This window comes from Paraburkholderia sp. SIMBA_054 (assembly GCF_046534875.1).
Taxonomy (GTDB): domain Bacteria; phylum Pseudomonadota; class Gammaproteobacteria; order Burkholderiales; family Burkholderiaceae; genus Paraburkholderia; species Paraburkholderia hospita.
The window spans coordinates 35,092-61,812 of record NZ_JAWRXV010000061.1; the positions used below are offsets into that span (position 1 = coordinate 35,092).

At 60.7% G+C, this 26,721-nt stretch carries 29 protein-coding genes and 3 pseudogenes; 10 read left to right on the forward strand and 22 right to left on the reverse strand.

Annotated features, from left to right (window positions below; translation table 11 throughout):
• Positions 1-21 precede the first annotated feature (21 nt).
• Together SB822_RS43925 and SB822_RS43930 are read right to left on the reverse strand one after the other, a co-directional pair.
• On the reverse strand, positions 22-531 hold the full coding sequence (locus SB822_RS43925; RefSeq protein ID WP_009769867.1) for a DoxX family protein: 510 nt from the start codon (positions 529-531) through the stop codon (positions 22-24).
• A gap of 84 nt (positions 532-615) precedes the next feature.
• A complete protein-coding gene (locus SB822_RS43930) occupies positions 616-933 on the reverse strand; it encodes a DUF2282 domain-containing protein (RefSeq protein ID WP_009769866.1) in 318 nt (105 codons plus the stop codon).
• 276 nt (positions 934-1,209) lie between these two features.
• On the opposite strand from SB822_RS43930, the gene SB822_RS43935 reads away from it, so the two are divergent.
• Both SB822_RS43935 and SB822_RS43940 read left to right on the forward strand, forming a co-directional pair.
• Positions 1,210-1,917, forward strand: coding sequence for a response regulator transcription factor (locus SB822_RS43935; protein ID WP_039902006.1), 708 nt, complete (start codon positions 1,210-1,212; stop codon positions 1,915-1,917).
• 7 nt (positions 1,918-1,924) lie between these two features.
• The gene (locus tag SB822_RS43940) at positions 1,925-2,977 is read left to right on the forward strand and encodes a sensor histidine kinase (RefSeq protein WP_086909117.1); all 1,053 of its coding nucleotides are present in this window, start codon (positions 1,925-1,927) and stop codon (positions 2,975-2,977) included.
• Here SB822_RS43940 and SB822_RS43945 read toward each other — a convergent pair.
• Genes SB822_RS43945 through SB822_RS43960 form a run of 4 tightly spaced genes read right to left on the reverse strand, consistent with a single transcriptional unit; the run spans position 2,952 to position 5,287 of the window.
• Positions 2,952-3,257: a hypothetical protein gene (locus SB822_RS43945; RefSeq protein ID WP_131542689.1), complete on the reverse strand. Its 306-nt coding sequence runs from the start codon at positions 3,255-3,257 to the stop codon at positions 2,952-2,954. The two genes, SB822_RS43940 and SB822_RS43945, sit on opposite strands and share 26 nt — an antisense overlap.
• Positions 3,254-3,688, reverse strand: coding sequence for an MBL fold metallo-hydrolase (locus tag SB822_RS43950; RefSeq protein ID WP_131542688.1), 435 nt, complete (start codon positions 3,686-3,688; stop codon positions 3,254-3,256). Before SB822_RS43950 ends, SB822_RS43945 begins: the two co-directional genes overlap by 4 nt.
• A gap of 50 nt (positions 3,689-3,738) precedes the next feature.
• Entirely contained in the window at positions 3,739-4,530 is a 792-nt protein-coding gene (locus tag SB822_RS43955; protein ID WP_009769863.1) for a DUF2063 domain-containing protein, read from the reverse strand.
• Entirely contained in the window at positions 4,514-5,287 is a 774-nt protein-coding gene (locus SB822_RS43960; protein ID WP_410857593.1) for a DUF692 domain-containing protein, read from the reverse strand. The genes SB822_RS43955 and SB822_RS43960 overlap by 17 nt, the downstream gene beginning before the upstream one ends.
• Between SB822_RS43960 and SB822_RS43965 the strand changes: the two genes are divergently transcribed.
• Both SB822_RS43965 and SB822_RS43970 read left to right on the forward strand, forming a co-directional pair.
• Positions 5,176-6,918 (forward strand): PAS domain-containing protein, encoded by a 1,743-nt coding sequence (locus SB822_RS43965; protein WP_341352341.1) that lies wholly within the window; start codon positions 5,176-5,178, stop codon positions 6,916-6,918. The two genes, SB822_RS43960 and SB822_RS43965, sit on opposite strands and share 112 nt — an antisense overlap.
• Positions 6,919-7,222: 304 nt before the next feature.
• The gene (locus SB822_RS43970) at positions 7,223-7,525 is read left to right on the forward strand and encodes a hypothetical protein (RefSeq protein WP_009769860.1); all 303 of its coding nucleotides are present in this window, start codon (positions 7,223-7,225) and stop codon (positions 7,523-7,525) included.
• Positions 7,526-8,250: 725 nt separating this feature from the next.
• On the opposite strand, the gene SB822_RS43975 is transcribed toward SB822_RS43970, so the two are convergent.
• Positions 8,251-8,850 carry a TetR/AcrR family transcriptional regulator gene (locus tag SB822_RS43975; RefSeq protein ID WP_039902004.1) on the reverse strand — a complete coding sequence of 200 codons (600 nt, stop codon included), beginning with the start codon at positions 8,848-8,850 and terminating at the stop codon, positions 8,251-8,253.
• A 164-nt stretch (positions 8,851-9,014) separates the two neighbouring features.
• Here SB822_RS43975 and SB822_RS43980 point away from each other — a divergent pair, with 164 nt between their 5' ends.
• Both SB822_RS43980 and yghU read left to right on the forward strand, forming a co-directional pair.
• Complete coding sequence (locus tag SB822_RS43980; RefSeq protein WP_009769857.1) at positions 9,015-9,719, forward strand: glutathione S-transferase family protein; 705 nt, start codon at positions 9,015-9,017, stop codon at positions 9,717-9,719.
• A gap of 29 nt (positions 9,720-9,748) precedes the next feature.
• A pseudogene (gene yghU, locus SB822_RS43985) lies at positions 9,749-10,291 on the forward strand (glutathione-dependent disulfide-bond oxidoreductase); the annotation flags it as partial.
• 752 nt (positions 10,292-11,043) lie between these two features.
• Here the strand turns inward: yghU and SB822_RS43990 are convergent.
• The 4 genes and pseudogenes from SB822_RS43990 to rpsU form a co-directional block, all read right to left on the reverse strand.
• The gene (locus SB822_RS43990; protein WP_039902009.1) at positions 11,044-11,328 is read right to left on the reverse strand and encodes a hypothetical protein; all 285 of its coding nucleotides are present in this window, start codon (positions 11,326-11,328) and stop codon (positions 11,044-11,046) included.
• 613 nt (positions 11,329-11,941) lie between these two features.
• The gene (locus SB822_RS43995; RefSeq protein WP_081498924.1) at positions 11,942-12,175 is read right to left on the reverse strand and encodes a DUF6723 family protein; all 234 of its coding nucleotides are present in this window, start codon (positions 12,173-12,175) and stop codon (positions 11,942-11,944) included.
• 55 nt (positions 12,176-12,230) lie between these two features.
• Positions 12,231-12,515 carry a hypothetical protein gene (locus SB822_RS44000; protein WP_009769853.1) on the reverse strand — a complete coding sequence of 95 codons (285 nt, stop codon included), beginning with the start codon at positions 12,513-12,515 and terminating at the stop codon, positions 12,231-12,233.
• A 425-nt stretch (positions 12,516-12,940) separates the two neighbouring features.
• Positions 12,941-13,167, reverse strand: a pseudogene (rpsU, locus tag SB822_RS44005) (30S ribosomal protein S21).
• A 1,119-nt stretch (positions 13,168-14,286) separates the two neighbouring features.
• Here rpsU and otsA point away from each other — a divergent pair.
• Complete coding sequence (gene otsA / locus SB822_RS44010; protein ID WP_086909113.1) at positions 14,287-15,687, forward strand: alpha,alpha-trehalose-phosphate synthase (UDP-forming); 1,401 nt, start codon at positions 14,287-14,289, stop codon at positions 15,685-15,687.
• Between the two features lie 698 nt (positions 15,688-16,385).
• Entirely contained in the window at positions 16,386-16,607 is a 222-nt protein-coding gene (locus SB822_RS44015) for a hypothetical protein (protein WP_007578068.1), read from the forward strand.
• A gap of 349 nt (positions 16,608-16,956) precedes the next feature.
• Here the strand turns inward: SB822_RS44015 and SB822_RS44020 are convergent, their stop codons facing one another.
• The 7 genes from SB822_RS44020 to SB822_RS44050 form a co-directional block, all read right to left on the reverse strand.
• Positions 16,957-17,598, reverse strand: coding sequence for a DUF1109 domain-containing protein (locus tag SB822_RS44020; protein ID WP_086909112.1), 642 nt, complete (start codon positions 17,596-17,598; stop codon positions 16,957-16,959).
• Positions 17,595-18,098 carry a DoxX family protein gene (locus tag SB822_RS44025; RefSeq protein WP_007578064.1) on the reverse strand — a complete coding sequence of 168 codons (504 nt, stop codon included), beginning with the start codon at positions 18,096-18,098 and terminating at the stop codon, positions 17,595-17,597. Before SB822_RS44025 ends, SB822_RS44020 begins: the two co-directional genes overlap by 4 nt.
• A 5-nt stretch (positions 18,099-18,103) precedes the next feature.
• Positions 18,104-18,883, reverse strand: a complete 780-nt coding sequence (locus SB822_RS44030) for a DNA-binding domain-containing protein (protein ID WP_007578063.1) — start codon at positions 18,881-18,883, stop codon at positions 18,104-18,106.
• The gene (locus SB822_RS44035) at positions 18,880-19,788 is read right to left on the reverse strand and encodes a DUF692 domain-containing protein (protein ID WP_007578062.1); all 909 of its coding nucleotides are present in this window, start codon (positions 19,786-19,788) and stop codon (positions 18,880-18,882) included. Before SB822_RS44035 ends, SB822_RS44030 begins: the two co-directional genes overlap by 4 nt.
• A gap of 31 nt (positions 19,789-19,819) precedes the next feature.
• Positions 19,820-20,125 carry a DUF2282 domain-containing protein gene (locus SB822_RS44040; RefSeq protein ID WP_007578061.1) on the reverse strand — a complete coding sequence of 102 codons (306 nt, stop codon included), beginning with the start codon at positions 20,123-20,125 and terminating at the stop codon, positions 19,820-19,822.
• Positions 20,126-20,287: 162 nt separating this feature from the next.
• Complete coding sequence (locus SB822_RS44045; RefSeq protein WP_007578060.1) at positions 20,288-20,854, reverse strand: sigma-70 family RNA polymerase sigma factor; 567 nt, start codon at positions 20,852-20,854, stop codon at positions 20,288-20,290.
• Positions 20,848-20,904, reverse strand: a complete 57-nt coding sequence (locus tag SB822_RS44050) for a hypothetical protein (protein ID WP_407671767.1) — start codon at positions 20,902-20,904, stop codon at positions 20,848-20,850. Before SB822_RS44050 ends, SB822_RS44045 begins: the two co-directional genes overlap by 7 nt.
• 294 nt (positions 20,905-21,198) lie before the next feature.
• Here SB822_RS44050 and SB822_RS44055 point away from each other — a divergent pair, with 294 nt between their 5' ends.
• Together SB822_RS44055 and SB822_RS44060 are read left to right on the forward strand one after the other, a co-directional pair.
• Positions 21,199-21,468 (forward strand): type II toxin-antitoxin system Phd/YefM family antitoxin, encoded by a 270-nt coding sequence (locus SB822_RS44055; RefSeq protein ID WP_007578059.1) that lies wholly within the window; start codon positions 21,199-21,201, stop codon positions 21,466-21,468.
• Positions 21,465-21,854, forward strand: a complete 390-nt coding sequence (locus SB822_RS44060; RefSeq protein ID WP_007578058.1) for a type II toxin-antitoxin system VapC family toxin — start codon at positions 21,465-21,467, stop codon at positions 21,852-21,854. Before SB822_RS44055 ends, SB822_RS44060 begins: the two co-directional genes overlap by 4 nt.
• On the opposite strand, the pseudogene SB822_RS44065 reads toward SB822_RS44060, so the two are convergent.
• The 4 genes and pseudogenes from SB822_RS44065 to SB822_RS44080 all read right to left on the reverse strand — a co-directional run.
• Positions 21,760-22,047: pseudogene (locus tag SB822_RS44065) on the reverse strand (type II toxin-antitoxin system HigB family toxin); the annotation flags it as partial. The gene SB822_RS44060 and the pseudogene SB822_RS44065 sit on opposite strands and share 95 nt — an antisense overlap.
• Before the next feature lie 368 nt (positions 22,048-22,415).
• Positions 22,416-23,177: a DUF4239 domain-containing protein gene (locus tag SB822_RS44070; RefSeq protein WP_007578007.1), complete on the reverse strand. Its 762-nt coding sequence runs from the start codon at positions 23,175-23,177 to the stop codon at positions 22,416-22,418.
• An 86-nt stretch (positions 23,178-23,263) separates the two neighbouring features.
• Positions 23,264-24,253, reverse strand: a complete 990-nt coding sequence (locus tag SB822_RS44075; protein WP_007578008.1) for a transporter — start codon at positions 24,251-24,253, stop codon at positions 23,264-23,266.
• Positions 24,254-24,720: 467 nt separating this feature from the next.
• Positions 24,721-25,617: a DUF3313 domain-containing protein gene (locus tag SB822_RS44080; RefSeq protein ID WP_007578010.1), complete on the reverse strand. Its 897-nt coding sequence runs from the start codon at positions 25,615-25,617 to the stop codon at positions 24,721-24,723.
• Positions 25,618-26,721 lie beyond the last annotated feature (1,104 nt).

The following is a 26,721-nucleotide window of genomic DNA, read 5'->3' on the forward strand; positions in this document are numbered from 1 at the left end:
AAAGGCTCGTTCGCGCGATAACTAGCGACTGGCCAGTGTGCGCCCTACATGACGGCCGAGGAGGTGATCGAGCGAGAGCTTGCCCGGTCCGTGCATCAGTATCACGAGTAGAAAGAGGCCCCAGTACTGGTGATCGCGCAGGCCGACATCGCCGAGACCAGGATACGAAAGCACGGCGATGATATTGAAGACAAAGAGGCCGAACGCCGCGCCGCGCGTGCCCAGTCCGAGCACCAGCAGGACCGGGAAGCCCAGTTCCGCACCGGTGCCGAGATACGCGGCCAGCGTAGGCGGCAGAAACGGTACGGAATACTCGCTATGGAACAGCGCGAGCGTCGTCGACCAGCTTGCGATCTTGGTCAGGCCCGACTGGAAGAAGACGAGGCCGATCATGATGCGGATGCCCAGGTCGAGCACAGGGGTCAGAATTTCCAGCGCGCCGATAACTGCCTTGCCGGCGACGACTGCTTTCAACGGAAGGAGGCCGGACGAAGCCGACGTGATTCCGGACGGGTTGGATGGCGACTTCATTTCGGGTTCCTCGATTCGTGATCTCTGACGGCGGGCCGCTAACGAGGCCTGCCGTACCGGGTGTCGACAAGGCGCTGACGTGTGTCAGCCCTGGGCAGCCTTGGCCGCCGGGCTGAGCACGCCGCTCTTGCCACCCGGCTTGGCGTCTGCCGACATCTGCAGACGACCGCCTGCGATCTTGTCGCAAGTGCCTTTCGGCACGAGGACCCAGGCTTCCGCGTCACGATCGGTCTTCACTGTTGCGGCGCACGAACTCTTGCTTGTGCCGCAGTCGTTCTTGCCGGCCTTCGCGATGCCCGCGCATTTCTCGAAGTCGGCGGCAAATGCGTGCGTGCTTGCTCCGATTGCGCCAAACGCGAGCAGGCTCGCAATGGCGCCGTGAATAATCGGTTTGCTCTTCATGATGGGTTCTCCGGGATCGGTTGGGACTCGGACAGACCGTTTGCCTGTCTCTGGTAAGTAGTGTGCAAAACGGAACTCACGCCGTTGTCCGCGAAAAATCAAATTTCTGTCACGACGCGCGATTTAGAGGTGCGCGGCGTCATGGCAGGTTGGATCGCGGTGCCTCACGGACTAGAATGATCAGGGGGTGATGGCCGAAGTGGCAGAGGGCACAGGGCACGAAGTCGAACCCACCAAACGGCGTTGTGCCGTCACGCACGCAAAAGAGGTGAAGCTGTGTCACGTCATGTTCTGGTGGTCGAAGACGAAGACGACATCGCGCAACTGGTCAAGATGCAACTAACCCGGCTATCCTGCGAGGTGACCGTGCGCAACGATGGCAAGGCAGGGCTCGCGGAAGCGCTTGCCCAGCCGTATGACCTTCTCGTACTCGATCTCATGCTTCCAGGGGTCGACGGCCTGGAAATCTGCAGACGCCTGCGCAGTGAACAGCGTTATACGCCGATACTGATGCTCACCGCGCGATCCACGGAACTCGACCGCGTGCTTGGTCTTGAGATGGGCGCCGACGACTATCTGACGAAGCCATTCAGCGTCCTCGAGTTCGTCGCGCGGGTGAAAGCGTTGTTCCGGCTCGTCGACGTGCTTGTCAATCCGGCGGCGGATGCACCGAAGGCGATCGAAGCGAAGGACCTCAGGATCGATATCGAGAAGCGCGAGGTGACGGTTCGCTGCGAGCCCATCTGTCTCACGGCAAAGGAGTTTCAGCTTCTGCTGCATTTCGCGCAAAACCCCGGACGCGTGTATAGCCGCAGCCAGTTGCTGGATCAGGTCTGGGGCTATAGCCATAGCGGTTACGAGCACACCGTCAATTCGCACATCAACCGTCTTCGCGCAAAGATTGAGATCAACCCCAACGAACCCGAATATATTCAAACCGTGTGGGGCGTCGGCTACAAGTTCCGAAACGATTCGAAAGGCTGATCCGCTCATGTTCCGAACGCTGTACGGCAAGCTCGCGAGTGTGCTGATGACGGTGTTCATCGCGATCAGCGCAATCATGATCCTCGCCTCGCAGAAGATGCTCGAGGCGCAGCGGCTCTTCGAACTTGCCACTGACCTCATCATAGGTACGGTCGTGTTCAGCCTGATCGCTGCGTTGATCGTCTTCCGCTTTCTCACCATCCGGCTGCGCATGTTGTCGGAATCGATCGAAGCATTTCGTGCAAGTGGGTTCACGACGCCGGTGCCGCTCGCGCTGCCTGGCAATCTCGATGACGAAATCTATCGGCTAAGCGCCGCATTTCAGGAAATGTCGGAGCGCATCGCCATACAACTTAGCCAGCTCGAACAGGTTGACCGACAGCGGCGTGAATTACTCGCGAACGTTTCGCACGACTTGCGAACGCCGCTCGCGTCGATGCAGGGCTACCTCGAAACCATGCTGATCAGGGCGGACGAGTTGACGCCTGAAGAAAGGAATCGCTACCTGCAAATTGCGGTAAAGCACTGCGAGCGATTGGCCAGGCTGGTGAAGGATGTGTTCGAACTGACGAAACTCGAGGCACATGAAGTGACTCCTCAGATCGAGACCTTTCCGGTCGGGGAACTGGCGCAGGATGTCGTGCAGAAATTCGCGCTGAAGGCGCAGAAGCGCCAGCTCACGCTCGTCACGAAGTGCGAGCCGGATTGTCCGCCCGTGCGCGCCGACATCGGCATGATCGAGCAGGTATTGGAAAACCTCATTGAGAACGCGATGCGCTATACGTCAGCCGGTGGGGAGATCGGCGTCGAGGTCCGGCCGGCGGGAGCGCGCGTGGAACTGCGTGTGCGCGATACCGGCCAGGGGATCCAGGGCGACGAACTGCACAATATCTTCGATCGCTACTATCGGGTGGACCGGGCCGAGTTCGGCAGCACCGGCAACGCTGGGCTCGGGCTTGCAATCACGCGCCGTATTGTCGAACTGCATGGCGGAGACATTCAGGTCGAAAGCACGCCCGGGCTCGGCACGACGTTCATCGTCGATCTTGCGGTAGCGTGATGCGCGTGTGGTGCATCGCGCAAAACCCGGATACCTGTCCTTCCCGCAGTACCTTCGGCAGGAATCGTCTGGCCATGCCGGTCGGTTGCGACATCGTGACGGTGCGGTCGCCCGGCTTCAGATGCGTCATGAAACCTTCAGCGGGCACGCTCAGCCTGGCCAGTTCGCCGGCAAGCAGACTCGGACACAGGTGCCAGGAGACGACGGCCATGTCGCGGTCGCGTTCGCAAAATGCTGTTCCGATGATCAGGTAGCGCAAGTTGCCGATTGCGTTTATCACCTCCATAGCTCGTCGTCAGGGCCGGTATCGCCGGTGAGCGCGAGACTCGCGGCGCCGCTGTCGATCCGCTGGCCGATGGCCGGCACCGTACGGCTTGCAGGCAACGCCGTGATCGCCACGCAACCCAAGCCGCACGGTTTCACCGCAAGCGCTATGGACTTAAGGAAATGCTCGACATGTTGAGAACACACGTCTTCAACAATCTCCGTAGGGTCAGCCAGGATGCGGCAATGACGTGAGATCGGGCCACAGGAGATCGTCAGAGGCTTTAGACGCAGTTGACCGACCGTATTGGCGACAAACGGAACCAGGCACAGATGGTCCAGATGACTGTGCGTGAGAAACACAGCGTCGATGCGCGACAGCGCCTCGATCGACAGGTCGCCCACGCCAGCGCCCGCATCGATGAGCACATTGCTCTCGACGAGCATGGCGGTGGTGTGCAGGCCGGCGCCGATGCCGCCGCCGGATCCAGGCACCGTCAGCCTGATGATGATGAGTTCCCGGTATCGAAGTCGACGATTGTCGCTTCCAGGATGTGCTGCTGTATGAACGCCCCCAACGCGAAGGCATCGTCGACGAGCATGGCATTGTCGTACGCCTCGTCGACGCTCGCGCCTGCACAGAGCGACTGTAGCATCGCGAACACGGCTGGTCCGAGTGGCCGCGCTTCGACCACGAAGTTGCGACGCCGGATCAGCAGGAAATCGCCGCCGCTATCAGCGTCCACATAGTCGGAGTCGGTTGCCGAGGGCTGATTGACGTACCAGATGCGCGACACCGGAAAAGATGACGCAAGCAGACGGCAAGCGGGATTCAGCGTGAAGCGCAGCGTCGTGCAGCCGGCTTGCACGACTGCGGCAAGGCGGTCGATCGCGAGCGGCGCGTGGTCCGCGGCATGAAAGACCTCATGCATCGCCCATTCCAGCCTCGCGGTGTCGGGAAGGTAAGGGAGCGATGCCGCGGGAGCGAAGCCCGCGAGAAACGTTGCAAAGGTGGCGCCAAACCGATGCACATCGCCGGTCGTCGACGGATGTTCGCCGATGTACTGGTCGGCGGCGTAGGCAAAGAAGCGCTCGCCGACGAGCCGCTCGACAACCGGGAACACGTCACGTAACGCTTCCCTCAGGTTGTGATAGGTGTTGTTGAAATAGACATTCAGCCGTTCGCCGGCAGCGGTGCCGCCTGTCAGCACGTGATCGCTCATGCGGGACACGTCCTGATCGATGATCGCCGCGGCAAAGTCGAGTTGAAGTTCACGCAGAGACGGCATGTTCGTCTCCGAGGATGGCGCTGGCCCTGGCGGCTTCGTCGAGAAGGACAGCGAGTTCGGGAATATCGGTGTCCCATTCGATCAACGTCGGCACCGGCCCGAAGCGTTTCGCCGCGTGCCGGTACAGCGCCCACACCGGCTCAGCGACGCGCTGTCCGTGCGTGTCGATCAGCAGGTCGCCGACACGGTCGAATCCAGCCAGGTGGATTTCCTTGACCGCGTGAACCGCCATCGCATCGAGATAGCTTACGGGGTCAATCCCGTGGTTCACTGCGTTGACGTGGACATTGTTGACATCGAGGAGAATCCCGCAGCCCGTGCTTGCTGCAAGCTCGGTGATGAACTCGTGCTCGGGGATCGTCGAGTGACGGAAGCGTATGTAGCTCGAGACGTTCTCGACGAGAATCTGCCGGCCCAGGTAATCCTGCACTTCCTGAACATGCTCACGTACCACGGCGAGCGCCTCCTCCGTATAAGGCAGCGGCAGCAGGTCGTTCAGAAAGCGTCCGGCGACCGCTCCCCAACTGAGATGCTCCGAGACGAGCCCGGGTTCGAAGCGCTCGACAAGCGCCCTCAGGCGCCTCAGATGGCCCATATCGAGGCGATCCGTCGTGCCAATGGACAGGCCGACACCGTGCAGACTCAGTGGATACGCGTTGCGAATCCGATGGAGGTAGTGCAGGGGTTGGCCGCCATCGCCGAAGTAGTTTTCGCTATGCACTTCCATCCAGCCAATCGCCGGCCGCTCCGACAGGATCTGCCGATAATGCGGCGCGCGAAGTCCTATACCGACGTCGCAGGGAATCGCAGCAGGCGCTTCAAATGGACTATTTAGCGATTGCATCAGAAATTCTCGTCGCTGGGTTGGCTCGCCTGTGTACTTTCGCCTATAAAGATCACAAAAGGATCACGACGCTGTTGCGTTTATGTCGCGATCGGCCGTGTACCTATGCCGGCGCTCACGGCACACTGGATCCGCGCTATCTTCGAAGGATTGACATGACGCCCGAGGCACGCCTTTCCACCCGGGCTGCATCCGGCAACGCTCAAGCCGGACTAGTCGCCGCCATCGTCTTTCGACGTGCGGTTTTCTGTCCAGGGACAATGCATATGGGCCTCAGACGAAAGCTGCTGCTTCCAATCGCTGTTTGCGGATTGCTCATGCTCGTTTATCTCGCGGTGGGCTGGGTGCCTGGCGCGGAGCCGATTTCGACAAGAGTGGGCATCCTGATCGTCGTCGCCGCTGGATTGGTGCTGCTCCTGGCGGTCACCAGCGCGGCCATCGACGCGTATGTGCGGCGCCCGCTGGCCGCGATCATGCATGCGTACCCCTGCGAAAGCGCCCCAAACCCGCGCACTGGCCCGCTTTCCCGCGCATCCAATGAGATTGAACAGGCCCGGACGACGATCGATTTGCTCCATGGCAAGGTGGAGAATCTGGAGCAGGCGCTGGAACTCGCGACGGAGCAGCGCAGCCAGATCGACGTCGCACTCAGGTCCAGCGAAGAGCGCTACGTGCTCGCGATGCGCACAGCCGACGACGGCCTTTGGGAGTGGAATCTTCAGACTAACGACTTCGTCTTGTCGCCGCGCTGGAAAAGCATGCTTGGCTACGATGACGAGGAACTGCCGAATACACGACTGTCCTGGCTGCAGTGCGTCCATCCGGCAGACGCTCCAGCAGCCGATGCGGCACTCAAGTCCCATCTGGACGGCACGACGCCGCGCTATGAGCAACAGTTGCGGCTCCTGCATAAAGACGGCCGTTACCGCTGGGTGAGTTCGACTGGCAGCGTGATCCGCCACGCGAACGGCCGGCCGTCGCGCCTCATCGCGCTCGATACGGACGTGACGCGCCTGAGGCGAATCGAGAATATTCTTCAGCATATCGTCGAAGGAACCTCGGGGACATGCGGCGAGGATTTTTTCCGTACGCTGGTGCGCCACTTCGCGGGCGCGCTCGATGTGTCATGCGCGTTCGTTACCGAGTGCAATGGCTGGCCGCCGAAGAGTGTCCATACGCTCGCATTCTGGTTTCAGGACAGCTTTCGCGAGAACTTTGAGTTCGAACTGGCGGGCACGCCTTGCGAAGCGGTCTTCAACCTGAAGCGGCCCGCGTTTCATGCGACAGGGGTCGGCAAACTGTTTCCGCGCGACGAACAGTTCGACAGCTACTACGGACTTCCGATTTTCAACAGCGAGCGGCAGGTGGTCGGACACATGGCCTTCTTCGACGAGAAGGAAATGAAGGAAGAGGACGTGCTGATGGATTCCGTCTATTCGATCTTCACCGCGCGCGCGGCCGTGGAAATCGAACGCAAGATGGTGCTGGACCGCCTGACACGGAATTACGCCACGGCTGCCGGCACGCCAGCGATCAACCAATGAGAGCGTCGACGCCTTATCGCTCTCCTGCATTCGTGATGAACACGTGATTCTTCGTTGACAGGCACGTGAGATTCGCCAACCAGAATATCCGTCAGAAGTGCAGGTTCAGTGAACCTTCCAGCCGGTGGCGAACAGACCATTGATACATCGTTCGCCATTGCAAAGCCGGGGCATCCCTGCGCTTCAAATCGGGGCTGCGGCGTCGTTTGCCGGCCGCGTCATTTGATACGGAGTTCGGGCGTGGTCCACGCATATTTTCCAACGTGCTGATTGGCGCATGCCTCCACAGCTGATAGGAGTTTCCATGTTTACGACACGCAAATTGATGACGTGTGCGCTGGTGCCGCTTGTCCTCGCGTTCGGCGCGACTGCGGACGCGCAGGGTATCGGCCGCAGCGAGATGTCCGTTGGCCCGTCCAGTACAGCGGTCGTCATCTCGATGGACAGGTTGACGCCCGGGCAGCGCGATCAGGTCGTGCAGATCAAGTCAAGGATGATGCAGGCGCAGATGGAGCATGACCACGCCGTCATGCAGATGGATGTGAAGTATCAGGAATCGATGATGGAGATGCAAATGCAACTGTTAGCCCTCTATCGGGGGCGTTGACGCGGTCGGACGGAAGCGCGCCCGGAGTACGAAGGTTTCGGTTGGCGGCCAGGTCATTTGATCCGAGCTCACGACATCGAGTCCGCGCGCTTGCTAAGACAAAGATGATGCGAATGGAGATGGAGCATGACAAGCCGTCGCGCAAATGGATATGAAGTATTGAGCTGAGGGCGTGTTTTTTGTAAGCACCTCAGCAAGGCCGTTCGTACTTTTTTTTGCCCTTGACTCCGGCCGGCTAATGGGTGTCTCCTTTGCATTCGACATCGAACTGTTGTCCTCTGCTGATTTTTACCGCGATACCCGGAGCGGGTGACGCCGCCCGATCTGAGCAACTGCTGATGCCGGTGCGGCCATCCGTCGCATGGTCGAAAAGATTCATGCGATGACCGCTCTCAAGACGGTGTGGCAGGAGACCATGGAGCTGGTAGGTAAGTTGAACCGCACGCTGCGCGGCTGAGCGAACTACTCCAAGGTAGGAACGGCCAGACCCGCGTATCGGGCGCTCGACAACTACACTGCTGCGCGGTTGCGTCCGTGGTTACGCAACAAGTACAAAGCCTGCCGCTGCGCCAGAAAGTTGATCAGCTCGTCGCACCGGAAGCGTCGGTTGACCGGGATCGATTGATCGATTTCGCAAACCTGGTCGTTCCATATAGCGGCTGACCTTCGCACGCCTACACTGTCCTTTCACTCGGGCTTGGCAGGGTGGTCGCCGCTCACGTTCGTTAGACAGACTTGCCATCCGACGGCGCGATCAGCGCAAGAGCTGGCGCAACCACTCCTTCCAGTAGAGCTCTTTCGGGGCGAACCCGAGCCAGGACGCGAACGCCCATTAGCACGCCGAGGAGATGCCGAGCGAGGATTTCCGCGGACTGCGACAGGGTGACGGTTCCGTCGGCCTGACCTGCGTTGATGCAATGGAGGAAAAACGTTTCAATGCGAGCGAGCGCGTTGGCGATGCTCCTCTGGAATTCGCGATCATGTGGCGCGATTTCCAGGGCCGAGTTCACGAGCATGCAACCTTTGTGCTCGTTGTCATTCAACGAGCGGCTCAGGATTTCATCGAAAAAGGAGCCAATTGCTTGACGGGGGGGGAGCGCTTCGCAGCGCCGAATGCGCTCCATAATGCCGCGCTCCACATAGTGATCAAGGGCTGCCCGGAAAAGTCCACGCTTATCGCCGTAGGCATTGTAGAGGCTAGCCGCGGTAACTCCCGTCCCCTGGATCAGATCTTTCACTGACGTCGCCTCATAACCGCGGCTCCAAAAGCACCGGACAGTCGCGTCCAAGACCGCCATCTCGTCGAATTCTCTCGGTCTCGCCATTCCGTCACCCGATCCCATCAGTGCTCAGCGAGCTTGCAATCCTCGCTGCAACGATTCATTATAGAATGAGCATTCTAAAATTCGCAATCTGGACGCGACCTCGGCCACAAGCCCAGCTAGCGCACCACGCATCCAAACCGTTTCGCAAACCTTAGATTGCCGCCATGATCCGCTTCTATTTCCATCCCACTCCGAACCCGGCGAAGATCGCTCTCTTTCTTGAAGAGGCGGGCCTCCCTTACGAACTGATCCCCGTCGACACCAGCAAGGGCGAGCAGCACGCGCCAACCTTCCGTGCCATCAACCCCAATGGCAAGGTGCCGGCCATCGTCGACACAGAGGGACCGGCCGGCAAGGAAACGCGCGTCTTCGATTCCACGGCGATCCTGCTCTATCTGGCTGAAAAGACCGGCAAGTTCCTCGGCTCTCCGGAAGACCGGCCGGAGCTGCTTTCCTGGCTCCTCTTCCTCGCGTCCGGTCTCGGCCCGTTCTCAGGCCAGGCCGTGCACTTCCAGTTCGCCGCGCCGGCAGGCCTCGACTATGCGGTGAACCGCTACCGGCGCGAAGCCGAGCGTCATTACCAGGTGTTGAACGATCACCTTGAAGGGCGGACGTACATGGTCGGAGAAACGTACACCATCGCAGACATTGCGGCCTGGGGATGGCTCGATCGCGCCTCGCGCGTGCGCAAAAACGCGGACAACCCCCTCGGGCCGTTCCCCAACCTCAAGCGCTTCTTCGAGACTGTCGATGTGCGACCGGCCGTCGCGCGCGCGCGCGCCGTCGGCAAAGACCACCCGTTCAAGAAGATAAACGACGAAGAGACGCAGCGCGCACTCTTTCCGTCGAACTACCCCCCGGCAGCCTGAACCGGCCACGAACCGATTGCGGAGAACACATGGCGGACTCCATCGACTACACGCCCCCGGAGGTCTGGACCTGGACCAGGCCCAATGGCGGCGCCTTTGCAAGCACAAATTGCCCCATCGCCGGGCCGACGCATGATAAGGAGCTACCTGTGGGCCGGCACCCACTGCAGCTCTACTCGCTTGGCACGCCCAACGGCGTCAAGGTCACGATCATGCTGGAAGAACTGCTGGCCCTGGGCCACGCCGGCGCCGAGTACGACGCCTGACTGATCAAGATTGGCGATGGCGACCAGTTCGGCAGTGGCTTCGTGGCGGTCAACCCCAACTCAAAGATTCCGGCGTTACTCGACCGTAGCGGCCCGAAGTCGATCCGCGTGTTCGAGTCGGGCTCGATCCTGCTTTATCTCGCGGAAAAGTTCGGCGCCTTCCTCCCGAACGACTTCGCAGTGCGCACGGAGACACTGAACTGGCTCTTCTGGCAGGTGGGTAGTGCCCCCTATCTGGGCGGCGGCTTCGGCCACTTCTATGCTTACGCGCCGACCAAGATCGAATACGCGATCGATCGCTTCGCCGGCAACCGTCACAACTGGGCGCGCCTCATCGTCATGGTGGATCGCGAGAAGCTGCCAGACATCGGGTCATTTGCCGATGTCCGCGAGATCGCGCGCGCTCAGGTGCGCGCCTGGCAGAGAGAGCGGTTTGATGAGGCTTACCTGGTCGGTGGCGAGCACGCGAGCCTTGCTGATTTGGCGCATCGCGTGGGCGATGCACTGGGCGAGCGCACACCGCGCCGCGCAACGCCGGCCTGGGTGCTGATGACATTCGCGCGCTTGGCCGACGCATGGTCGCGGGTGACCGGAAGGAGTCCGATGTAACTCCCGAGAGTGCGACGCTTGTTTGCTGCTCACTCCGCGCGGATTCGCCCGCGACCCAATGGCTGGGTTACTTCTCAATCCACCGCATGCCCGAGGGACGTAGGTCGACCGAGTGCCCCGCTAGGATAGGACGCCATATAGTTGCCGCTAGCGGGGTGTCGAGGCTTTCAAACGGCGGGTTGCGGCAAAAAGCGGTGAACGCGTACAACCGGCCATGAGCGGTCAGTCGAAAGCGACGCCCGAAACCGGACGGTCGGCCGGATATTTGATGGAAGCAGCCCGTCATGTCTCCACAAAGCTTCCGTTGTAATCGAACGTGGGCGCCTTTTTTGCCCACGCAGTCGCTATGCGGGCAGAGCCCAGTACAGTACGTCGGGCATACGCTATGCATCGAACCAGGGGCAGTGGCTCGCCTCGTCGCATCCGTTACGAATCGCCAGACCACGAAGTCACAGGCTGCTCAGGAGCCTAAGCTGGTGCTCGGTCTCGCTGCCGTGAACCAGCGTGTAGGAACACGCGCGCTCACGTTCAGTCAGTGAGAATCCTTCTGTCTGCGAGAAGGTATCCCAAAGCATATCTTCAATGGACATCGGTTTGCCGCGCGCTTTCGCAAAGGTGTCCAGCAGGCGGCTCGCTTCGCGCCGAAGCAGTAGCCGATCTTTGTTCAGGACATAGGATTGGCTTCTACCACGCAAAACCAGGAAATGCGGAATTGCATGCATGTCAATCGTCATGACCAACTCCATTTCTCTCGTGCATTCGCAATATCAGCGGTGTGTGTCGGAGGTACGCTGGGCGCCGCTGTGTCGCTCTGTCTGACCGTAACTACCGGATCGATGTCTCGCACCGTGCACGCTTCCTTGCAAACCATCTGACCGTTGCCATTTTGCCCGACTACCGGTTCACGTTCTACAAGCGGGATGTACGAACCGCCCAGGATCGCAGCACTTCAGCACGCTGTGAGAGTCATCGAAATGTCCGCGTACCGTGCACAGTTCAAGCTAAGCGCCTCGCCGGGCCGCCAGATACTTTTACTGTAGACATAGAGCGGAATTGAAAACGAGGCGGATGCGCCCAACTTCACCGATCGACGTGCAGTTCAATTTCCAGGCGATCAGGGAAGTGCCGCTCGGCTCGGAGAATACGACATGCCGACTCATCACCAAGAACAGCCGTTCATCGTATACGAAAAAGAAACCACTGGCGCACGCGTCAGCAGCGCGTTTGCGCGAGCGCACCCTACGCGTGTCGCGGCGAGAAGAAGGGGTTCCATCGACCCCTGTGCTCAATTGCCAAGCAGCCGTGTCGTTCGCCAACGGCAACGACATTTACGGCTGGGGCCGTGGACTACTCCGGGACGGCAATGTCGCCATCGACAAGTTGCCTGCCATATGTTTCCGCATATTGGATGGCACTTTCCGGGTCCGCGCAGACCGGCATGTCGGCACAGCCAGCGAACGGATAAATGATCCGCCTGTCGGAAAGACGGGTTACTTTCAACGTCGGAACGGATCCGCTAAATGCCCGGCGGGATGATGCAGCAACGTTATAGTCTTCGTGGTCGGGAACGTCGCGTTTCATGGGAACTCGCCCTCCGACATGAATTGGACTTGCTGCGGGGTCCGATACGGACCGCTTAGAGATCGCCGATTGACTTCCCGTCGATCTGTCCGTCGATGAGACTCTCTGCGTAGTTGGTCGATGCTCGCCGGGCCTCGCCAGCAGCACGAAACGGCGTGAGCTGAGGAATTCGGAAGACACGGCTCGCGGTCAGTGTATCGTTGGTCCCCCTGCGGCAAATCCTGACGGCGGCGTCGAACCCTGAGCCGTAGTCGTACGAACCGACAGCGCCGCGCGGTGTGCGGGGATAAACGAGGGGATAGATTTCCAGCCCCCTATAGGTTCTCGTGATGTCTTCCATGATGTGCTGTCCAGAAGTGTGAGCCATCGCTGGGAGCGATCGAGCCCTACCAGCGCGCGGACTCGTGGTCCACGCCTCGCGCGAGCGATATCGCGATGAATTTGATGTGCCAAACGTTTCGCAATGGATGAACCATCGCGGCGGCACAACGTAATCGGCGTCCGGAGACGAGGGGATCGCTTCTTCTGGCAACAGACGGATGTTGACCAGACAGTCGGAAGGGAGAGTTGCGCAAACGCCCGGCCTTTCAACACTGCGCCTGATCGGCAGAAAGCTCTAGAGGGGAAGTTGAGGCGACCAACCCAGTGTACCACCAAGGCGCGCGTATCCGTTCCTTTTATCGCGCGTCATCCCCCGATACGGAGGATCTTCACGAATTGCGTCCCCATCGGTCGACAAACGTGTTTTGCTCCTCACTGCGATACTCAGGCGAAACGGTCAATACAGTTTCCGTGGGGCAGACCCCTGCAAATCTGCTTGCGCAGTCGCGCGACAGCGGCAGCCTTCTTTCGCTTGCGTTCGGCTGTGTGCGCTTCTCGTAGGCCGTACGCGCACGCCAGTCTTTGACCAAACCTGTGCTTTCGATGGCGCGACGAAAGCGCCGCAGGGCAACTTCAACCGCTTCGTTCATCTTTGGAATGACAGTGGTCAAGGCGTTCCTTGGTTCTGACTCGATCAATCAGGTTGGGCATGCGCAATGGCGAGCACCCCTTCCCCTCGCCGCTGACGCGTGAGTCGCTTCATAAATTGGCGACGGATGCGTCGTCTATCTTTTCCGTCGATGATCTCCTTGCCCCGCTGCCAGGCCGCCCTCCGGGCTGCGCCAAAATCGGGGAGGGGGCGCGCAGTTGCAGGCGGCATACGCGGCTCCGCTGTGGTTCGGCGCCAGCACCGGACCGGCAGACACGTACCGCTACGTCGAAGCCTTCCGCCTAGCGGGGATGCCTATCGACGCGGTGGAACGCGCGCGCGAAGACCACGGGGTAAGTTTCAAACCCCTTGTAAATCCAAGGCTGCGACGGGCGTTGTCCGCTATACACGCTATGTCGTGGCCGGGGGCGATGAGCACTCGCCGTCACCGGGAGGCTGGCAAAGTCGACCTTCCTCGTGGTTCGCTCGCCGATTGAGTCACTATCGCGATGGATGGATCGTCCGACCATGCGCGGCCGCTGCCGAGTCGCCTCGACTCTTTCTAGCGGGCGTACATTCGCGCATTTGCGTCCACGGGGACGTCCGAAAGTGAGTCGAGCGCTGGGACGGTGTACGGCGCCTGCAGCGAAGGTGGCTGATGCGAAAAGGTTGCTCATTCGGGGGGGCGTGATATTCCACTTGCTTGATCCTATTGCAAGATTCTCTCAATGATCCCTTGGGGGCGGCAATCGCACTTCGCGAGTGTCAGCTTTCTCGAGAGTTGAATGGCGGCTCAGGTTGAGAGCGGTCGTTGCCATGCCGGCGATTCGAATGACGGCAAGGGGGTCGTTAGCAGACTTAAAGACCTACCTTGGCTGAGACCCGCGGGCATTCTCGCGGAATGTGGTTTCTGGCCGATGCAATCAGGCTGTTATCACATAAAGCGGGGCCCGTTCTCACGTAATGTGCTCCCACGCGTCCCGACATTCTCAGCTAATGTGGTTCTACAAACCCCGATGTAATCGGTTCCTGCGTCGGAAGTTATCGAGCCGCTACACCTGGCCGTGGCAAGTCCGGGGGATGTTGCTCCCTGAATGGCTCCCGCCCGCTCCGCCTTCGCGCGCCACAACAGGAGGAATCCGTGAGCCGCCTTGTCGTCGTTTCCAATCGCATCGCCGATCCCCGCAAACCCGCTGCCGGTGGACTCGCGGTGGCCGTGCGGGAAAGCCTACAGCAGACCGGGGGGCTCTGGTTTGGCTGGAGCGGCAGGGTTCAGGACGAAGCGGTCACCGACCGTGCCGACCAAGGCCAGCTTCACTTCCAGTCTGCCGGCGAGGTGACGCTGGCGACGTTGGATCTGAACCAGGAAGATCACGACGCGTACTACCTCGGCTACGCCAACGGCGTGCTGTGGCCTGTGTTCCACTATCGCCTGGACCTGGCCAAGTTTGATACCCGCTTCGCCGCGGGCTACCGGCGGGTGAACCGGTTGTTCGCGCAGAAGCTGCTGCCATTGCTCAAGCCTGAAGATCTGGTCTGGGTGCACGATTACCATCTGATTCCCCTCGCCGCCGAACTGCGCGCACTGGGATGTGGTAACCGCATCGGCTTCTTCCTGCATATTCCGATGCCCCCGCGCCTGATCATGGCGGCGATCCCGGAGCAGGAATGGCTGATGCGTTCGCTGTTCGCCTACGATCTGGTCGGCTTCCAGAGCGAGACGGACGTGACGCACTTCTCCCACTACATTGAAGCGGAAGCACAGGCTGAACAGTTGAGTCCAGAACGCTTCCGCGCGTTCAACCGGACACTTCGGGTGGGCGCTTACCCGATCGGCATCGACGTCGACGACTTCATTCGCCTCACGCAAGCGAAGGAAGGGCGTGAGACGTTTTTGCGGATGCGCGAAGAATACGCGCGGCGCCGCCTGCTGCTCGGCGTCGACCGCCTCGACTATTCGAAGGGACTGCCACAACGTGTCCAGGCGTTCCGGGCATTGCTCGAGCGCTATCCGGAAAACCGCAACAGCGCTACCCTGATCCAGATTGCTTCGCCGAGCCGCGAGGACGTCAGTGCCTACGACGATCTGCGCCGCCAGATGGACAGCCTGTGCGGTGCGATCAATGGCGACTACGGCGAACTGGACTGGATGCCGGTGCGCTACATCCATCGCAATGTCGCCCGCAGGCGCTTGCCCGGGTTATACCGCGCGAGTCGGGTGGCACTGGTCACCCCTTTGCGCGACGGGATGAACCTGGTCGCGAAGGAATTCATCGCCGCCCAGGACCCGGCCGACCCGGGGATGCTGGTGTTGTCGCGCTTCGCGGGCGCCGCAGAGCAACTGAAGGAGGCGTTGCTCGTCAATCCGTACGACACACAGGGCACGGCGGAGGCGATCCAGCGTGCGCTCTCGATGCCCCTCGAAGAACGGATCCAGCGGCACGAGGCGCTGCTGAGCCGGATCCGCAAGCTCGACGTTCACTGGTGGTGTTCATCGTTTCTGCAGGCGTTGAAGCATGTGGAACAGGACGTGACTGGCTGACGCCCGGAAAAAGGCGGCAGTGCACGGTCTCCGTTGCGGGCGTGACCGCTCCCATAATGCCTGCGGCGAAAACAAAGGCTTGCAGTGACCGCCAGTGCGTGGGCCTGCTTTGCTTCAGCCACTTTGCGGCGACCGTCGTCCGATGTTCCCCGCGGTGGCTTGCGCAGCGCCCGCAAAGATCGCGATCAACAGCTTCGGTGTGCACAGACTGGGCGCGACGCCGGCGAGCAATGCGCTCGAGCGCGTGGCCGATTGCGCGAAGCTCCAGGAATGGCTGGGGCATGCAAACATCGCGACCACCCGCATCTATGACCATCGGCGTCACCGGATGGCGAAGCTCAAGCTGAGGTCAATGACGATAAAGCCCATCCCTGCCGGATACCGCAGGAACGTTTTGACTTCCTCGGCTACACCTTCGGGTGTTGCTACTGTCATAAAACCGACAGGGCGTATCTCGGTAAGCGTCCTTCGAAGAAAGGCATACGGCGCATGGTTGACAGCATCAGCCGGGAAACTGATCGACGCATGCTGCTATTGAGCGCCGACCAAATCGTGGAACGACTGAATCGCAAGCTGGTTGGACGGGCCGCTGGAAGACTCGCCGACGTTCAACGTTGCCTATTGAGTGCCGCCGCGTACCTTCCACGGCCTCAAGCAACGTTAGCCCGGAATCGCCGGATCAGCAGGAGGAAATCAATATGGGCATTCGGGTAGAGTGTTACGCCGGCTATCGGGGCGAGGAGACACCACGTGTGTTCTTTCTTGGAAAACGCCGGATCCGGGTCGTGGAGGTACTCGACTGCTGGCTTGCGCCGGACCACCGCTATTTCAAGGTCCGAGGCGATGATGCTGCCGTCTATATTCTGCGCCACGACGAGGTCGCCGGGGAGTGGGAGATGACGATGTTTGAGTGCGGCTAACGGCGATTTCTGAGATGGTCGTTCGTTCAAGTAAATTGTGACCGCCGCATGGGAGACGGGTAACCGGCTCTGCTGTCGCGACCACCGTCTCGGATCAGCCATGAAGGGTCATTCGCTCCCATCGTTGTTCGGACAATCAGAGGTCAGCTCCGCCCCTTAAACGGCCGTTCCAGCCCGCGACGATGAACGTTGCATCATGGCGACCATCGGGCAGGACCACCTCTGTATCGTCACGCCTGAAACCGACGACCGGCACGACGGGCGAACCGGTCCTCGACTCTAACACTTCAGTCTAACGGCGCGAACCCCGGGCGGCGAATGTGCCGAAGCCATCCGCAAACCGCGAACGTCACCAACGCAGGCAATGCGGCGCGATGGCCGCACCGATGGTGGTGGTAATGGCGATCGCGAGCACGTACCAAACGCCCCAGAACGGCACGGCCATTTCCGAGCAATACAGCGAGTAAACGAGCAGCCCCTGTGCGCCGGCCAGCAGGCCCGCGCCCGCGCCGGCCACCGCGAGGCGGGTAGGCGCGAGCTGCTTCATGGCGTGCATCATGGCGGTGAGCGACGGAAAAGACAGCACCACGACGCTCGCCGTCGTGGTGCGCCATGTCGTGCCGAGCATCAGCTGAAGCCGGTAGCCCGGCGGCGTTGCCATCAGAATACTTCCGGCGGCGAGCAGCATCGTGACGATGGGCAGCGCGACCGCGAACCAGGCAAACTTGAGCGGCGCGCCGGGGCGTCCGAGCCGCTCCGCGAGCTTCATGGCCGCAGCGATAATCGCGAGCGGGAAGATAAGGCGCACCCAGAACATCGTCGTGAGGATCAGCTCCGGCATGTCGCTTCGGACACCGTACAGCGCGACCAGCAGGACCGTGCTGCCGGCAAGGCCGAAGATCAGCGCGCAATTGAGCAGCTTGGGGACGGCGTTGCGCTTGACCGGCGAGATGTCGCTGGCTAGCCGGGTGACCAGATCTCGCGTTTTCATGACCTGTTCGCACGGTCTCCAAGCAGATAGTCGATCGAAATCAGGCCCGGTCCCCAAGCGGCGATGCCAAGCGCCATGGCCGCCCAGGTGATATGAATCGGCCAGCCGTCCGGCACGGTCAATTCGATGATGCAAGTCATCAGAAGCAGACCCGCGGCGGCGAGCCGCGTGCCGAGGCCGAGCACGAGCAGCACCGGAAACGTGACCTCTCCGCAAGCGGAAAGGAAGGCGAAGACGGCCGGGGCCGGAAAGGGATACGGGCCGCCCGGCAGATGCAGCCGGAATTCATCGGTAAAGAGGTCGATGGCCGTATCGTTGAGTTGCAGGAAACCGTGCCATTTGAGGATGCCCGATTTCCAGAACGGCACGGCCAGCGCAATGCGCAGCACAAGTTGCACGAACCACGGTTGCGCGAGCCGTTCGACGAGGCGTTGCGCGCGCACGATTGCATTCGCGACGATGCGCGGGAAGGACAGTCGTGTGTCTTGTCGAGTCGACATCTTGATTACTCCCCCTGTTGGATGCCGGTAAACACGCCAGCTGAAATCATCGCTGCCAGATTGGCCGGCAGGTCGAAGGAATCGGTCTCTTCGAACGCCGCTTCGGCCGCGGCGCCGAGCGGCTCGCCCTCGATGAGCGCGATGAGGAAGGCGGCGCCACCGGCGGGCAGGCGCGAAACAATCACGTCCTCGTCCGGCCGAGTGACGAGCGCATCTTCCGCATCGCTCGAAAACTGCGGGGAAACAGGGCCGTCCGCGCGGTTCATCGCGAAGATCGCGACGGCCGGATAGCGCGACCGCACGATTCGCGCGGCAGGGTGCGGGACGAATCGCACGTGCGCCAACGATGACGGATCGACGCTCACCAAAGCCTCAGCCTTGAGCGGGGCGGCGTCCGCCGCGTGATACGCGTCCAGCCAGGCGCGTTCGATGTGCGCCGTATCCGCCAGCCAGGGCATGTCGCGCGCGTATTCGTACGACTCGATGAACGAGGGGAAATCCCGCCCATACTCGAATAACAGCTGCGAAACCGGCGGCGTGGCGCGGACGTGAAAGCGCGCCATCGCGCGGAAGAACTCGACGCCCGTGATGCGCTGGACGGCGGGATAGGTGGCGGCCAGCGCGTCGATGAGGCTGACCGTGACGTTGTTGCGATAAACGTTGTACCGCTTGACCACGCCTTTTCCGCGCGCAGCCACGACGTCTTCGGGCGCCGTCGTCTCCGGATTCGTCAAACCCGGCGCGAACGCCGCCGCATATTCGAGAGGACGATACTCAGGCTTCATGGCCGGCGTTCTCCAGTTTCGTGCTCCGAGACGATCCGTCGAGCCGCCAGCGCCTGAGCCCGCAGTTCCGGCCACGCAGGAAGATGGCTGTCCCACTCGATCAGCGTCGGTATCGACCCGGTGCGTGCCACGACATGCCGGTAAAGATCCCAGACCGGATCAGCGATGGCCCGGTCATGACTGTCGATGAGCAGCAGTGTGTTCTCGTCGTCATGCTGCTCGCTGTGGCCGGCCAGATGTATTTCGCCCACGTATTCGAGCGGAAATTCCGCGAGGTAGGCGCACGCGGAGTAGCCATGATTGACCGCCGAGACGAAAACGTTGTTGACGTCCAGCAGCAGACCGCAACCCGTGCGTTGCGCGACTATGCGGATGAAATCCGGCTCGCTCAAGGTTGACGACGCGAAGGCGACATAGGTGGACGGGTTTTCGAGCAGCATCGGACGCCCGATGGCTTCCTGAACCTGGTCGATGTGCTCACACACCTTGTCGAGCGTGGCTTTCGTGTACGGCAGGGGCAGGAGGTCGTTGAAGAACGTGCCGCCGTGCGAGGACCACGCGAGATGTTCGGAAACGAGCGTGGGTTCGTAGCGCTCCACCAGTTCGCGAAAGCGCGCAAGGTGACGGACGTCGAGCGTATCCGGCCCGCCGATCGACATGCATACGCCGTGAAGCGAAATCGGGTAGCGCTCGCGGATTGCGGCAAGCGCCCGATGCGGCGGTCCGCCCGCGCCCATGTAGTTCTCGGCGTGAACCTCGAAGAATCCATCCGGCAGGCCGTCTTCGAGAATTGCGGCGAGGTGTGCGTGCTTGAAGCTGGTGCCGGCAAGCCCGGTAGCGCCGGGCGCCGAACGACGGGGACGGCCAAGCGAATTCGCCGCCGCTGATCTCTTGGAATCGCTCATGGTCGTCCCGTCCCTCTTGTCGTTTGCGCGATCAGGTCGGCGTGAGCGAGCCGTGGCCGCCGCCCGGCACCTGAATGCTTTTGCACGTGCCACCCTGAACGAACTTCCACGAGTTGCCCTGGAAATCGACCGCCGACGTACCCTGGCAGGTCGTGCCCGGGCCGGCCGCGCAATCGTTTTGCCCCTTCAGCGCGACGCCATAGCACTTTTCCTTGTGAGCCGCGAGAGCGGCACTTTCTTCCGCCTTGGTGAGCGGCGCGGCATGCGCCGCCGATGCGAGAAGGCTTGCAACTGCGCCGGCGAGCAGGGCAGCACTGACATTGATCTTTGCGGACATGAAATCTCTCCAAGAGTAAGAATGGAAGGTATCCGTGGTGGATACGCCAGTTAATTCGCCGGATATTGACGCCGGGTTACAGCGAACGAAATTTTTTGCTTCGCGAGGCTGCAGTGCAGGGGTCGGGGTGAAGGAGAGTTGCTGGCTTCAGACAGCAACTACTTAAGCCACCCCGCGCAGCCGGGCCGCGAGTGCCTTGAGTCCGCGATGCACGCCGACCTTGACGGCCGATTCCGAGAGCCCTGTCAGCTGCGCGGTCTCGGCGACCGACAGACCCTCGAGCTTCACATGCAGAATCGGCAAGCGCTGCTTGTCGGGCAGCTGATCGAGCAGCTTGCCGATGTCGCGGCGTGCCGCCAATGGTTCGTCGTCCGACGCGCAGAAGATGTCGAGGTGATCGTCGATGGAATCGTGCAGCGATTCGCAGCGCGCCCGTGCCCTGAAGAAATCCATCAGCTTGTAGCGCGCGATCGCGTGAATCCACGCCGTCAGCGGCTCCTCGGGCCGGTAGGTGTGGCGTCCATTGTGGACGGCAAGCAGGATCTCCTGGACGAGATCCTCGACGTCGTCGGTGAGCTGAGGAATGCGTTTGCGCAGGTAGCCGCGCAAGTGGCGCGTCAGCTCGCTCAGGAAAGTGTGATAGGCCACGGCGTCGCCGCTCATGCTGCTGATGAGCAGGGCTCTCAGTCGCGTCTCTGTCGAATGCACGGTCGGTCGGCCTTCTACCATCGCAAGTATCGCGGCCCGAGAAGCGCGCCCGCCACGGCGGGAAGCGCCATGCCGATGACGTACCAGACGGCCCAGAACGGCACCCCTCAGTGAGACTGCCAACTTCCCTTCGTGCGACGAACCGTTACTATTAGGACTACTATAGACACTTCGATCCAGCCAAGGCGCGCTAGCAGAAATGACGAACCGGTTAGCGCTTCTGTGAACGCGGCTTGGATTAGGGGAAATTGCGAGTTGCATCACTTTCCGCGAGCAGCGATCGGCAAAAGGTGCGGGGCTTGCTTGTCTTTTGCGCTCAACGCCGGCATACTAGCTAACATTGATTAGCTAACTTCGGGGGTGCAATGCTCACGGTCAACATGCATGACGCGAAATCGAAATTGTCGAGCCTGGTCGAGCGGCTCGAGCTAGGCGAGGAAAGCGAAGTCGTCATCGCGCGCAACGGCACCCCTGTCGCGCGGCTGGTACCGTTTACCGCACCGCGGCGCATCGGCGCTGCTCGGCACCTGCTCGCCGGACTGGACATACCGGCCACCGTTGAAGCGTTCAACGCGGGCGACGAGGCGATCGCCGCGGACTTCGACGCGAGCGCACAGCAAGGGCTGGCGCCGTGAGGGTGCTGCTCGATACGCATATCGCGCTGTGGGCAGCCGAAGGCGCTTCGCAGCTGTCGTCGGAGGCAATTCGCCTGATCGAGGATCCGGCCAATACGCTTCTGGTGAGCGCCGCAGCCATTTGGGAGATCGCGATCAAACATGCAAAGGGCAACCTGCGTGTGCATCCGCACGATGCTCGCTCGGCGTTTCGGTTGGCTGGCTTCGCCGAGCTGCCGATTGCTGGTGAGCACGCGGAGGCGGTCGCCGCGCTGCCGCTGCACGATGACCACGCGGATCCATTCGATCGCGTCATGATCGCGCAGGCGCTGCATGAAGGTATCGCGCTGTTGAGCGCCGATCCGAAGGTCTGGCGCTATCATCCGACCCTGATGATTCGAGCCTGACGCCGGGGCGAACCGCGTGGAGGGGCCGGCCATCCACCGGCCACGATTTCCGCATTACTGGGATGCCGGACCGGCGTTCTGCGAAAAACACCCAAGGGTCGAACAATTCTGAGACGGTCGCCAAGAATAGCCGGTAATCGTTCCCCTTGATGTTGAATACGACGCGATTCTTACCGACAAAGCTCGCCGTCGGATACCGAGCTTTAAAGCACTGCTCTCATGGAATGAAGAAGCCACCGAGGATAGAAAATCAATGCCGTGGCAGCAATGGCGGTGGGCGGGTTGCTCACACGAGAGCAACGCAACGGCCGCAATCGGCCAACTGCAGCCGTTCGCCTTCGTGCTTAGACGGCCATTCAAATGGCCGCTCCGCTCAAACAACGGACCTTCGCGCTGGGACCGGGGCGAAGGGCTTATCGGCCAAAGTTGCCGTGCATATGAGCCCGTATCCCCGCGCCAACGATGTTCGCTACCACGTAGCGCCGTCGCCCACAGGCATTTTGGCGCAGCGCCCATATAGGGAACAGGCGGGGCTGCTCCGATCTCTGCGATTGGCCATTGTTACTTTCCGAGAACGGCGAGTGCTTCGCGCAGCGGGGTCAGCGAGACGCGAACGACTCCATCGAGCGGCGAGTTCAGTTCGAGGATCAGATATATCGCCCCGGATGTCGACAAGGCAGACACGAGCAACGCAGCGATCGTCGTGCCGTTGTGGGGGGCGTACAAACCAAACGTCCCGAAAATGGCGACTAGCCATAACACCAGGGCTACCAGAAGCGGCATGGGAATGGGAACTTTTTCCTTCAGTATCGCCAGCCAGCGCGTAGCGAACAGTTCATCAACAAGCAGGAGTGCGCGCGTCTTGAGCTCACGTTGCGTAGCGTCCCGTGGCGAAAGCCCCTCTACGAGCCGCTGGAAGTCTTCGACACGGCGGACAGCTTCGGGGTCATCCATTCTCGCCAGTCGGGAAGGATCATCGGAAGCAAGTGTTTCGAGCATCGCCGCGTATTTTTGCCTGAGCGCTTCGCGAATCGGTTGCGTTTCCGATCCGTATTTGGCCAGCACGCGGTCAAGGCGTACGACATGGGCGGCAGAGTCGATGAGCTCACTGCTTACCGTGTCGAAAGAGCCTTTTGCTGACGAGATCAGCAGCCCAAGTACTAACGCGGCCATGGTCGCGACCAGGCCGGTTGCGAGCCTTACAACACCTGCGGATTGTTCGCTAAGGTGGTGTTCGGGTAACACCTTACGTAGATACAAGCCAACCACCACGCTGCTGGATGTGCACGCAAAGACAATGAAGAAAATGAGTAGGTGGCGCATGTTACCTCCGTTTTTTCTCGTCGGCCGCCGGTAGCAGCATGCGATATCCGGCCGCCAAGCCGCGTCAGATAGCCTGTAGCTAACCTTCAATGATTGAACCAGCGGTATTGCAGTGAAAGAGAAATGGTCTGGAAATTGCCCCCGACGCGTGTTATCAGACCATTCGACCATGCCAGTTTCGCAGACCATTGCGCAGCAAGCGGAACAGACAACGTGAGGCCGTACCGCATAGTGCGTTGGAGGTCTTGATCCGCTACACCGTTTACGCTCGTCCGCCCGCCCGCGAAGTACGTCATGTCTGCCGCGAGCCACAATCCAGGCCGCCACGTGTAGCCTCCGTGCCACTGAAAAACGGGCATTGGCGCCTGGCTGCGCTTATGGCCTCCAAAAAAATCATCGTTGTCGGTGAACAGCCACACGCCGGCCGAACCTTCCACGAACCAGTCGCCGAATGGGTGAGAGAGGCCCAATTCCGGCTTGAACGACCAACGATTTGATCCTACGTTGATCACGCGGGACGGCACGTACTGGCCTGTCGGTGCGATAACGGTCAGACTGGCGCCCAGCGTGGTGGTTGGCGGACGCCGCGCGAATTCTTCCGGCGTAAGTGCGGGACCGCCCAGCAGATTCACCACAACCCTGAAGTTCGCATCTCCCAGCCCCGATCGCCACGCGTTCCCGGGAACACCTTGGACGTTTCCAGTTATGTCGGCGTTGCTAAATGGTACGGCCGCGGCGATGCTGGCGGCGTGTCCCGCGATTCCGAAGCTGTGGGAGTAGCCGAGCAGGAACGTGTTGATTTTGGCGTTCACATCTGTGATTGGGAGCGTGGGATCGAGCGAAACGCCACCTGTCGATCGAGCGTAGCTCGCCACCACGAAGTTAGTTCCGACGGGAACTGCCGAATAGGCGCGCGGCTCCATCTCCTGCGCGGAGGTCAACGCAGACCAGAGCAAGGCCACTCCAGCCGTTGCGTGCCGCAAGCATCTCGCAGTTCGCGTCGCCAGGCCGATATCCGGCGGACCTCCTGAAGCGTCTGCGCGATCCGACATGATCGTTACCGCCGGCAGGGTCATGATTCTCACCACATGACTGAAACTGGTCCGGTGGTCATTGCGAGAGGGCCTTACACGGTGCAATAAGGAGAGTGGATGCGCGCACGACCGGCGCTCCCAGGCCGGACCTCGATGCGATGTACTTCTCTGGACCCAGTAGTCGCCCAGTTGCCGCGTTGACCGAATCTCGCCCGCAAAGCGAGTAACAAACACAGTGAACGCGATCCGCCCGTTGAAGCCGATATGCGGCCCTTCCCTCGACCGTCGAGAACGCCCGGTTCTACGCCAAGCTTCAGCGCCTCAAGCCGATCACTGTCGTCATACCAGATCGACCTGACCAATCGCAGGTCGTACATCGAGCCGAATCACTTCCAGTTTCCCTCCTTTATGCAACACCCGAGGCTTCCTCCAGTTGCTCGCATGACGCCCCGTCGGGTCTCGTCGCAGGCCGGTGAGGTATTTATCTGCGCGGCCAGATGCGATCCGTCTCACTTGGCCTTGACGTACTGCGACAGTTCCGGAAAGGCAGAACCTGCTAGATCGTCCAGTAACGGTTTCAACGTGTCCAACGTCATGACCTGTTGCCTTGCAACCTGGGCGAGGCGCTCGCCCGTCCCAATCCGTACCCTCTCGCCCAGCAACTCACCCGTGACGCTGTCCGTTCCCTCGGCCTCGATCACGATGAAGGCGCGTTGAGGCGTACCCGTCGCGGTCCTTAAGGCCATGGTGGCCACAAAGGCCATCGGTACGTACTGGTACGGCTTGAGGCCCTCGCCCTCCGACGCAACGCTGGTGAACCCACCGCGAAGGCGCAGCACGCCCGGCCCCGGCCGATCGACCATCCTGAATCGCTGACTGAGTGACCGCTTAAGTGTGTCATTGGAGTAGGCGAGAATTTGTTGCAGCGTCTCGGCGCTCACCTGATCGTTCGGCCTGGGCTCCGGATAAAAGATAAGCGGATCGAGCAGTATCGCGTTGTAGTTGGCGGGCGTCAGCTTGGGGCTCACCCAGGCCCGAATGGTCCTACCCTGGCTGTCCTTGGTCTCCGCCAGACGGGAGTAATCCCTCAGGAAACCGGAATTCTCCGCGACATTCATCGCAGACCCAGACCCAGACCCAGAACCAGACCCGCCCGCGCATGCTCCCAGGATCACGGCGACCAAAACGACGCCGATCCTGCACGTAAATGATTTCTTCATTCTCACCTCCTCGGTATCGCTCAACTGCGTGAATTGCGCGTTGTCACACACCGTCCGAATAGCGGTGAAGGCGTGCCACGCATGCGCAAAGCTGAAGTAAGACCTGGCGATGGATTCGATCTTGTCGATGCTCCCACGAAGCGGTGAACGACGTCCCCTCCGGTCAGCATTAAGTGCTGGCAGCAAGGCCTGGCGCCCGGACGCACCGACTACCCTTATTGGAGACCATAGATCACAAGCTCAGACACCGATATTAGACCAAAGTCCAATATCGCCACGCGGAGCGGATGGCTTGTCGTGAATGGCGGCTGGGGTGTACGTGCCGTCGTCGCATGAACCGTCTTGCTTCATCCAGGATCGACGGTTTTCGACAAGATGATCTGTCGCATGCTATTTGTAATTCATTGCAGCTTTAAGCGAAAGGTTGCGACTGCCAACGACCGTTGCGTCGCAAGCGGCCTGTCGGGTGGCGCCGGTCCAAACTACCGCGTTGGGTCGGCCAGCGCCCGCTGACGGCGGGCACAGACTGGTTCTCCCTTCACCTGAAATGTTAGACACGAACGGCCGTCGCACACTTCGTGCGGTACTGCATGCACCCCGGCACTTCGCGATGAGGAAAACCCTAGCTGAACGCCTCGGTCTATACACTATTCTTCAAGCTACCGAGAAAAATCCCAGATGAAGTTTGGTTAATGTTGGCGAGTCGCGACGATGGCCGTTCGCTTCGAGTCGCTCATCGGCGTCGTTCGAAAATGCATCGCCCGATCGTATGTGAAACAGAAAGCCACGTCGTCGGAAATGTGTCGGCTCACGAAGGGGGCCGGTGACCTGCGTCAAAGTTGTACCACGCTGATCGAATACCAGTCGCCGACAGGCTTTCCGGCTTGCGACGACCTTTGATCAAAGGAACGAAGAATTTCGCAAGTCACCGCCGGTCATTGTTTGATTGGGGTTGGCTGACGTATGGCCGACAAACAGGCGAATTCGGCGGGCAATGTGCAAATCATCGGCACGGCCCGCGCATTTTACGTCCCGTCTACTTTCGCTCACGGGGCTTTTCGGCTCTTCCAGATCGCAGTCTTCTGACCTGTTTACGGGACCTGCGCGCGTGTGCTCACTCGTCGGCGCGGTGACTCAACCAATATTCACGGGCGGCAACTTTGGCGGACAGGTGCACCGAAGCGTGGCAACAAGAGGTGCTGTTTGCATAGAGGGGCGGTTTCAAGAGTGAAGCGCAACAGGGGGCTAATGAATGGAAGCTGAGGTTATCGAAGCGGTTGCGAGCATACG